Source organism: Citrobacter cronae (genome assembly GCF_016893685.1).
GTDB classification, from domain to species: domain Bacteria; phylum Pseudomonadota; class Gammaproteobacteria; order Enterobacterales; family Enterobacteriaceae; genus Citrobacter; species Citrobacter werkmanii.
Window position 1 is genome coordinate 4569757 of the sequence record NZ_CP069763.1, and the last position, 8751, is coordinate 4578507.

General features: G+C 52.3%; 8 protein-coding genes, 1 tRNA gene and 1 pseudogene. 6 read left to right on the forward strand and 4 right to left on the reverse strand.

Annotation, left to right across the window (positions count from 1 at the left end; genetic code table 11):
* Position 1: 1 nt before the first annotated feature.
* Positions 2-709 (reverse strand): 16S rRNA pseudouridine(516) synthase RsuA, encoded by a 708-nt coding sequence (gene rsuA / locus JSN25_RS19915; RefSeq protein WP_061382086.1) that lies wholly within the window; start codon positions 707-709, stop codon positions 2-4.
* 151 nt (positions 710-860) lie between these two features.
* Here rsuA and radD point away from each other — a divergent pair, with 151 nt between their 5' ends.
* On the forward strand, positions 861-2633 hold the full coding sequence (radD, locus tag JSN25_RS19920) for a DNA repair helicase RadD (RefSeq protein WP_204525282.1): 1773 nt from the start codon (positions 861-863) through the stop codon (positions 2631-2633).
* A 112-nt stretch (positions 2634-2745) separates the two neighbouring features.
* Positions 2746-3030: a 50S ribosomal protein L25 gene (gene rplY, locus JSN25_RS19925; protein WP_006683755.1), complete on the forward strand. Its 285-nt coding sequence runs from the start codon at positions 2746-2748 to the stop codon at positions 3028-3030.
* A gap of 118 nt (positions 3031-3148) precedes the next feature.
* Here rplY and yejK read toward each other — a convergent pair whose 3' ends face one another.
* Complete coding sequence (gene yejK / locus JSN25_RS19930; protein WP_006683753.1) at positions 3149-4156, reverse strand: nucleoid-associated protein YejK; 1008 nt, start codon at positions 4154-4156, stop codon at positions 3149-3151.
* A 134-nt stretch (positions 4157-4290) separates the two neighbouring features.
* Between yejK and JSN25_RS19935 the strand changes: the two genes are divergently transcribed.
* The 4 genes from JSN25_RS19935 (at position 4291) to JSN25_RS19950 (ending at position 7408) form a co-directional block, all read left to right on the forward strand.
* Positions 4291-4518: a YejL family protein gene (locus tag JSN25_RS19935; RefSeq protein ID WP_003027506.1), complete on the forward strand. Its 228-nt coding sequence runs from the start codon at positions 4291-4293 to the stop codon at positions 4516-4518.
* 31 nt (positions 4519-4549) lie between these two features.
* Positions 4550-6310 (forward strand): LPS biosynthesis-modulating metalloenzyme YejM, encoded by a 1761-nt coding sequence (gene yejM / locus JSN25_RS19940; RefSeq protein WP_038642064.1) that lies wholly within the window; start codon positions 4550-4552, stop codon positions 6308-6310.
* 74 nt (positions 6311-6384) lie between these two features.
* A tRNA-Pro gene (locus JSN25_RS19945) sits at positions 6385-6458 on the forward strand.
* 278 nt (positions 6459-6736) lie between these two features.
* A complete protein-coding gene (locus JSN25_RS19950) occupies positions 6737-7408 on the forward strand; it encodes an SOS response-associated peptidase (RefSeq protein ID WP_204525283.1) in 672 nt (223 codons plus the stop codon).
* On the opposite strand, the gene JSN25_RS19955 is transcribed toward JSN25_RS19950, so the two are convergent.
* Positions 7401-8669, reverse strand: a complete 1269-nt coding sequence (locus tag JSN25_RS19955) for a Y-family DNA polymerase (RefSeq protein ID WP_204525284.1) — start codon at positions 8667-8669, stop codon at positions 7401-7403. The genes JSN25_RS19950 and JSN25_RS19955 overlap by 8 nt on opposite strands.
* A gap of 1 nt (position 8670) precedes the next feature.
* Positions 8671-8751, reverse strand: a pseudogene (locus JSN25_RS22285) (DNA polymerase V subunit UmuD); the annotation flags it as partial.

Below are 8751 nucleotides of genomic sequence, written 5' to 3' on the forward strand. Positions count from 1 at the left end.
ATTAACGCGGGGTTAAGTTAACGCTGGCAATTTCTTCTTCAGTTAATGGACGGTATTCGCCAGGCTCAAGGTCATCATCAAGCTTAATGGCGCCGATCCGTTCACGGTGCAGTTCTACAACGTGGTTCCCCACGGCGGCGAACATGCGTTTCACCTGATGATAGCGCCCTTCGCTGATGGTCAATCGCACCTGAGTTGGCGTAATGACTTCCAGCACGGCCGGCTTTGTCAGGTCTTTTTCGTTATGCAGTTGTACGCCACGGGCAAACTGCTCGGCGGTATCATCCGCCACCGGCGATTCCAGCGTCACCAGATAGGTTTTCTCACAATGGTGACGTGGCGAAGTGATGCGATGCGACCACTGTCCGTCATCGGTCATCAGCACCAGTCCGGTGGTGTCGATATCCAGACGGCCTGCCGCATGTAATTTGTGTGCGACGGGTTCATCGAGGAAATAAAGAACCGTCGGGTGATCCGGATCATCCGTTGAACAAACATAGCCCTGCGGCTTATTCAACATAAAATAGCGCGGGCCATTCTGTTGAATCAGGGAATTGCCGTCATATTCGACGTCATGTTCTGGCAGCAGCTTAAAGGCGCTATTTCTGACGATTTCACCGTCGACGGTAACGCGGTTAGCACGGATCTCACGCCCGGCAATAGCGCGGCTGACGCCGAGTTGCTGAGCGATAAATTTATCAAGTCGCATGAGTGTGATTTTTGCCTGTAAAAATACGAGAATCGGGTTTGCGCCCGAAAAGTGGGACTGTTATCCGCCCAGTATAGCGGCGTTACACCATCCCTCAAGGGAAATGATTCATGGCATACTATTCATTGTTACTGTTTACCTTAGTGAGCCCATGATTTTTACTCTTCGCCCGTACCAAAAAGAAGCCGTGGACGCCACGCTCAACCATTTTCGCCACCACCGCACGCCGGCGGTTATCGTCCTGCCAACCGGCGCGGGCAAAAGCCTGGTGATAGCGGAACTGGCCCGCGTGGCGCGTGGTCGCGTGCTGGTACTGGCGCACGTCAAAGAGCTGGTCGCGCAAAACCACGCCAAATATTGCGCGTTGGGGCTGGAGGCCGATATTTTTGCCGCCGGGCTGAAGCGTAAAGAGAGCCACGGAAAAGTGGTATTTGGCAGCGTACAGTCGGTGGCGCGTAATCTGGATGCCTTTCAGGGAGAGTTTTCCCTGCTGATCGTCGATGAATGTCACCGCATCGGTGATGATGAAGAGAGTCAGTATCAGCAAATCCTCACTCACCTGACCAACGTCAATCCCCACTTACGCCTGCTGGGGCTTACCGCCACGCCTTTTCGTCTGGGTAAAGGCTGGATTTACCACTTTCATTATCACGGAATGGTGCGCGGCGATGAAAAAGCGCTGTTTCGCGACTGCATTTATGAATTACCGCTGCGTTACATGATTAAACACGGCTACCTGACGCCGCCGGAACGCCTCGACATGCCGGTCGTACAGTATGACTTCAGCCGCCTGCAGGCACAAAGTAATGGCCTGTTCAGCGAGGCGGACCTTAATCGGGAATTAAAAAAGCAGCAGCGAATCACGCCGCATATCATCAGCCAGATTATTGAGTTTGCCCAGACGCGCAAAGGGGTGATGATTTTCGCCGCCACCGTTGAACACGCCAAAGAAATTCTGGGCCTGCTGTCTGCTGACGATGCCGCGCTTATTACCGGAGAGACGCCAGGCGCGGAGCGTGACGTACTGATTGAAGAGTTTAAAGCCCAGCGCTTTCGCTTTCTGGTGAATGTGTCGGTCCTGACTACCGGCTTCGATGCCCCACACGTCGACCTTATCGCCATTCTACGCCCGACGGAATCAGTCAGCCTGTACCAACAAATTGTTGGTCGCGGACTGCGCCTGGCCCCAGGTAAAACCGACTGTCTGATCCTCGATTACGCGGGCAATCCCCACGATCTGTACGCCCCGGAAGTGGGTGCGCCGAAGGGAAAAAGCGACAACGTGCCGGTACAGGTGTTCTGCCCTGCCTGCGGATTTGCCAACACCTTCTGGGGTAAAACAACGGCTGACGGCACGCTGATTGAACACTTTGGTCGCCGCTGCCAGGGATGGTTTGAAGATGATGACGGTCATCGCGAACAGTGCGACTTTCGTTTCCGTTTTAAAAATTGCCCGCAGTGCAACGCGGAAAATGACATTGCCGCCCGCCGCTGCCGTGAATGCGATACAGTGCTGGTCGACCCGGATGATATGCTGAAAGCGGCGTTGAGGCTAAAAGATGCGCTGGTCCTGCGCTGTAGCGGTATGGTGTTACAAAATGGCCAGGATGAAAAAGGCGAATGGCTAAAAATCACCTATTACGATGAAGACGGAGCCGACGTCAGCGAACGCTTTCGTCTACACACTCCCGCGCAGCGTACGGCATTCGAACAACTGTTTATTCGCCCGCACACCCGTACCCCCGGTATTCCCTTACGCTGGATAACCGCCGCCGATATCCTCGCCCAGCAGGCACTGTTACGCCATCCTGATTTCGTGGTTGCGCGCATGAAAGGTCAGTACTGGCAGGTGCGTGAAAAGGTCTTCGATTATGAAGGTCGCTTTCGCCGGGCACATGAATTACGCGGTAAATTGTACTTTTGATTGATGTACCAGCCGTTTGAGTATAGAATCTCGCCCGCTTTTGCATACGCAAAGCAGATCACTTACCTGTTGCTGGGTCGCCTGTAGCAGGAATTATTAAAGAGAGATTTAAATGTTTACTATCAACGCTGAAGTACGTAAAGAGCAGGGTAAGGGTGCGAGCCGCCGCCTGCGTGCCGCTAACAAGTTCCCGGCAATCATCTACGGTGGCGCAGAAGCCCCGATTGCTATCGAACTGGATCACGATGCAGTTATGAACATGCAAGCTAAAGCTGAATTCTACAGCGAAGTTCTGACCATCGTTGTTGACGGTAAAGAAGTTAAAGTTAAAGCTCAGGCTGTACAGCGTCACGCTTTCAAGCCGAAGCTGACTCACATCGACTTCGTTCGCGCGTAATCGCCTGGAAGTTGAAGAAAACCCCGCCTCGGCGGGGTTTTTTTATGGAATTTTGTTCGCGATAAAGATGAATCACGCAGGCCGGATAGGGCGTTTGCGACCCATCCGGCAAACGGTTTTACTTCCCGCCCGACGTGCGGCGCTGGAGCTGGTCGCGCAGGTTCGGCGGCGTACCTTTGATGGTCAGGGTATCTGTAGCCGGATCCCAGAAAATACGCTCGCCCAGCAGCATGGCGTCAAAATTAATGGTTAACCCACCGCCGCTGCCGGCAAATTTGGTTAACTGGCGCAACGTACTGCGATCCGCCGGGAAGCTCTCTTCCAGCTCATAGCCTTTATCAGCAGCGAATTCGCTGAAGCTGACTTCACTGACGCCGGAAAGCTCTTTAGACAGCGACTCCAGCTCAATCTCTTCACCGGCCTGTAGCTGCTCGTTGCAGTAGCTGTACACCTGCTGCCGCACGTTCTGGCGCTCGGCTTTATCCAGTTGCGCCTCATTGGTGAAGTCATCGACCGCCTGCAGCAGACCGCGGTTTTGCGCTTTGGCGTTCAGACCTTCGCTGGCGCCGAGAAAGTCCATGAAGAAATCGGCGACTTTGCGCCCTACCCGCCCTTTCAGGAACGTCAGATAGCGTGTGGACTCCGGATTGGTTTCCCACTCGGTTAAATCAATACGCGCCACGATGTCCGCATGATTGATATCCAGATAGTGCGTCGGATTGATATCCAGATTTTCATTGACGCGCATGCTGCTTAAATTGTTCAGTACGGCAACCAGCAGATACTCTACCGCCAGATAGCGGTAATGGCAGAACAAGACAATACCACCATCGGCAAAAGGATATTTCGCCAGCTCGTCCCGCAAACGCCCTGTCGCGGCACGGCTAAAGGCCAGAAAATCCTCTTCACCCTGACGCTGTAAACGCAGCGTTTGCGCCAGCTCGCTCTCTTCGCTGAACAGGCCATAGGCTTTATTCTTGGCGCTATACACCCGATGCAGTTCAGCCATCATATCGACAACGGTCGCTGTCGGTTCCAGTAATGAATCGCGCAAGACCAGCTCAAGGTTTTGCTCATCACGTTTGATAAGCTGGTGCAGGGCAATCTGGTTGATATCCAGACTCATGATAAACTCTCCTTTTAGACCGGGCGGTATTCAACCACCTGCCGGGCAGTGACGCAATAGAAGATAAAAAAGCAGAAAAAAAACTGTCCGTACGGTAATATGTTGCCCTTTCATGAACAGACTGATTTCGATTTATGCCACAAATTTCCCGCTATAGTGACGAACACGTTGAACAACTGCTGAATGAGATGCTCAACGTACTGGAAAAACATAAGGCGCCGACCGATCTTTCCCTGATGGTACTGGGAAACATGGTGACTAACCTTATCAATACAAGCATCGCACCGGCCCAGCGCCAGGCGATTGCCAACTCTTTTGCCCGCGCATTACAGTCTTCGGTAAACGACGACCAAGCGCATTAAGAGCCTGATCCGGGGAAACGAACAACAGTTTATGGTAACTCATCGTCAGCGCTACCGTGAGAAAGTCTCCCAGATGGTTAGCTGGGGGCACTGGTTTGCTTTGTTCAACATTCTGTTGGCCATGGTACTCGGTAGCCGTTACCTGTTTGTCGCCGACTGGCCGACTACGCTTGCAGGGCGCGTTTATTCCTACCTGAGCGTTGTCGGGCATTTTAGCTTCCTGGTGTTTGCCACCTATCTGCTGATCCTGTTTCCCCTGACGTTTATCGTCATGTCCCAGAGGCTGATGCGATTCTTATCAGCTATTCTGGCGACAGCTGGCATGACGTTGTTGTTAATCGACAGCGAAGTTTTTACCCGCTTCCACCTGCACCTCAACCCGATCGTCTGGGAACTGGTCATTAACCCTGACCAGAATGAAGCGGCGCGTGACTGGCAACTGATGTTTATCAGCGTGCCGGTTATTCTGTTAATCGAAATGCTGTTTGCGACCTGGAGCTGGCAAAAACTACGCAGCCTGACGCGTCGTCGCCATTTTGCTAAACCGTTAGCCGCATTCTTCTTCGTTTCCTTTATCGCCTCGCATGTGGTGTACATCTGGGCAGACGCCAATTTCTATCGCCCTATTACCATGCAACGCGCGAACCTGCCGCTCTCCTACCCGATGACGGCACGCAAGTTTCTGGAAAAACATGGTCTGTTGGATGCGCAAGAATATCAACGCCGCCTGATCGAGCAGGGAAACCCGGAAGCGGTTTCCGTGCAGTACCCGCTCAGCGAACTGCGCTACCGCGATATGGGAACCGGACAGAACGTTCTGCTGATCACCGTAGACGGCCTGAACTACTCCCGTTTTGAAAAACAGATGCCAGCGCTGGCTGAATTCGCTGAGCAGAATATCGCCTTTACGCGTCACATGAGCACAGGCAACACCACGGATAACGGGATTTTTGGCCTGTTCTATGGCGTTTCTCCAAGCTATATGGACGGCATTTTGTCGACCCGAACGCCTGCGGCGCTGATCTCTGCGCTGAACCAGCAGGGATATCAGTTGGGGCTATTCTCCTCGGATGGCTTTACCAGCCCACTTTATCGCCAGGCGCTACTGTCAGATTTCTCTATGCCGAGCGTGCAAACGCAGTCTGACGAGCAGACCGCCAGCCAGTGGATCAATTGGCTGGGCCGCTACGCGCAGGAAGATAACCGCTGGTTCTCCTGGGTCTCCTTTAACGGGACGAACCTGAACGACAGCAACCAGAAGAACTTTGCCAAACGCTACGCCAATGCCGCTCAGGATGTGGATGCCAACATTAACCGGATCCTTAGCGCCCTGCGCGACTCCGGTAAACTGAACAACACGGTGGTGATTATTACCGCGGGTCGGGGCGTACCGCTGACTCAGGAAGAGAACAATTTTGCCTGGTCGCGCGGTCATCTGCAGGTTCCTCTGATTATTCACTGGCCGGGAACACCTGCTCAGCGCATCAATAGCCTGACCGATCATACGGACCTGATGACGACGCTCATGCAACGTCTGCTCCACGTCAGCACGCCAGCTAACGAGTACTCGCAGGGCCAGGATTTGTTTAATGCAACCCGCCGCCATTACTGGGTTACCGCCGCCGACGGCAGCACGCTGGCGATTACCACGCCAGAGATGACGCTGGTGCTTAACAACAACGGTAACTATCAGACCTATGATTTACACGGTGAGAAGATAAAAGATCAGAAACCGCAGCTGAGCCTGCTGCTGCAAGTTCTTACGGATGAGAAACGATTTATTGCTAACTGATTAATTATAAATCAGTTAGCAAGCCACCCTCTTGCATTCACGCTGGAAAGCAGTAGTATTGTCAGCCATAGCGTCGGCACGTAGCGCAGCCTGGTAGCGCACCGTCATGGGGTGTCGGGGSYSGGAGGTTMAAATCCTCTCGTGYCRAYCAAAAATCCTCTAAGAACYAGCCTGWTACRGCTGGTTTTTTTATGCCTGTYTTCTGAACAAGGAAGCAATGGGGAATTACTGGGGAATCACCCCGTCAAATGTCCCCCCGGATCGCTAGCACACGATGATTAAGTATCCTTTTCACTTTCGGAATACATCAATTCACATAACCATCATTCCGATTTACCTTACAAGCTCCTTTTAAATCTTTAACGGTGCGCACCACTTTTTCTTACTGCCCTATACTTTCAGTCTGACATATGGCTGGAGGTTTCTATGTGTGGACGCTTTGCACAGTCAATGACGCGTGAAGATTATCTTGCCCTGCTCGCTGATGAATCAGAACGCGATATTCCATACGATCCAGAACCCATCGGAAGATTCAATGTAGCGCCAGGAACAAAAGTTCTGCTTCTGAGCGAACGTGATGAGCAGCTGCATCTTGATCCAGTTATCTGGGGATACGCCCCCGGTTGGTGGGATAAACCGCCGCTCATTAACGCACGGTCTGAAACTGCAGCCACCAGCAGAATGTTTAAACCACTCTGGCAGCATGGCCGCGCAATTTGCTTTGCTGATGGATGGTTTGAGTGGAAAAAGGAAGGCGACAAGAAACAACCTTACTTTATTCACCGGGCAGACGGTCAGCCGATTTTTATGGCTGCGATCGGCAGCACACCATTCGAACGTGGAGATGAAGCAGAAGGTTTCCTGATAGTGACAGCTGCGGCCGACAAAGGGCTGGTAGATATTCACGACAGGCGGCCTCTGGTACTGTCACCAGAAGCCGCTCGCGAATGGATGAGGCAGGATACTGGAGGGAAAGAAGCTGCGGAAATTGCGGCCGACGGTTCCGTGTCGGCTGATAAATTTATATGGCATGCCGTAACGCGTGCTGTCGGGAATGTGAACAATCAGGGAGCAGATTTAATTAAGCCTGTTACTTAACCTGAAGCAGGTCCTCATAGCGGGTCGTGTATCGTGGTGACAGCATCTCTCTCTTCATCGCCCATTGTTGCTGGATCCCCTGTCCGGCGAAATAAAGCGCCCCCTTTCCTTCCTTTGCATTCAGATGATCCAGAACTTCCATCAATTTCTCACTACCCCGGCGCGGCGCATTGTCATCGAACAAATTCAACTGGGCGATGCCCTGACTGAAGAAGTCCCCCAGCATTACCCCGGCTTTCTGATACCTGTGCCCGTCTTTCCATATTGCATCCAGACTCAGCGTCGCTGCTGCAATGATATCCCGGCTGTCCTGTGTCGGGGTGAGCAGCTTCACCGACGCGCTGTTACCGTAGTACGGTTCGTTCAACGCAAAGGGTGACGTTTTAACAAAAGTAGATATGAAGCGGCAATACTGATGCTCTCCACGTAACTTTTCTGCTGCGCGCGACGCATAGCTGCAGATGGCCTGTCGCATAGAGTCATAATCCGTAATACGTTCCCCGAATGATCTGGAACAGACAATTTCCTGCTTTACGGGGGCAAATTCCTCCAGTTCGAGACAGGGTTCGCCGCGCAGTTCGCGCACCGTTCTCTCGAGGACAACATTAAAGTGCTTCCGGATAAAACGAATATCAGTATCAGCCAGATCCAGAACCGTTTTAATCCCCATAGCCTCCAGCTTTTTGCTGATACGGCGCCCTACTCCCCAGACCTCATCAACCGGCAGTGCAGCCATCAGTTTGCGCTGGCGATCCAGGTTAGATAAGTCCACCACCCCACCCGTTTGTCTCTGCCATTTTTTGGCTGCATGATTCGCCAGTTTCGCCAGCGTCTTTGTCTGAGCAATACCAACGCCAACCGCCAGACCTGTATTTTGATAAACGGCATCTTTTAATTCCTGCCCAAATTCCTGCAAAACCCGACAGTTTCTTACACCTGTCAGGTCACAGAAGGCTTCATCAATTGAATATATTTCGCAGCGGGGGGACATTGCCTCCAGCGTGGACATTACTCTGCTGGACATATCTGCATAAAGCTCGTAATTGCTGCTGAAACAAACAACGCCATATCGACGGAATAAGTCCTTCTGCTTGAAATACGGATCCCCCATTTTCACACCAGCTCTTTTGGCTTCAGCGTTACGGGCGATAACGCAGCCATCGTTATTTGACAGAACAACTACCGGCCTGCCTTTCAGATCTGGCCGGAATGCAGTCTCGCAACTGGCATAAAACGAGTTCACATCAACCAGAGCAAACATATCAGCTTGCCGCTTTCACGATAAACGTCACAACCCCAAAGATATCCAGCGTATCTTCGCTGTTTATCATAATGGGTGCATA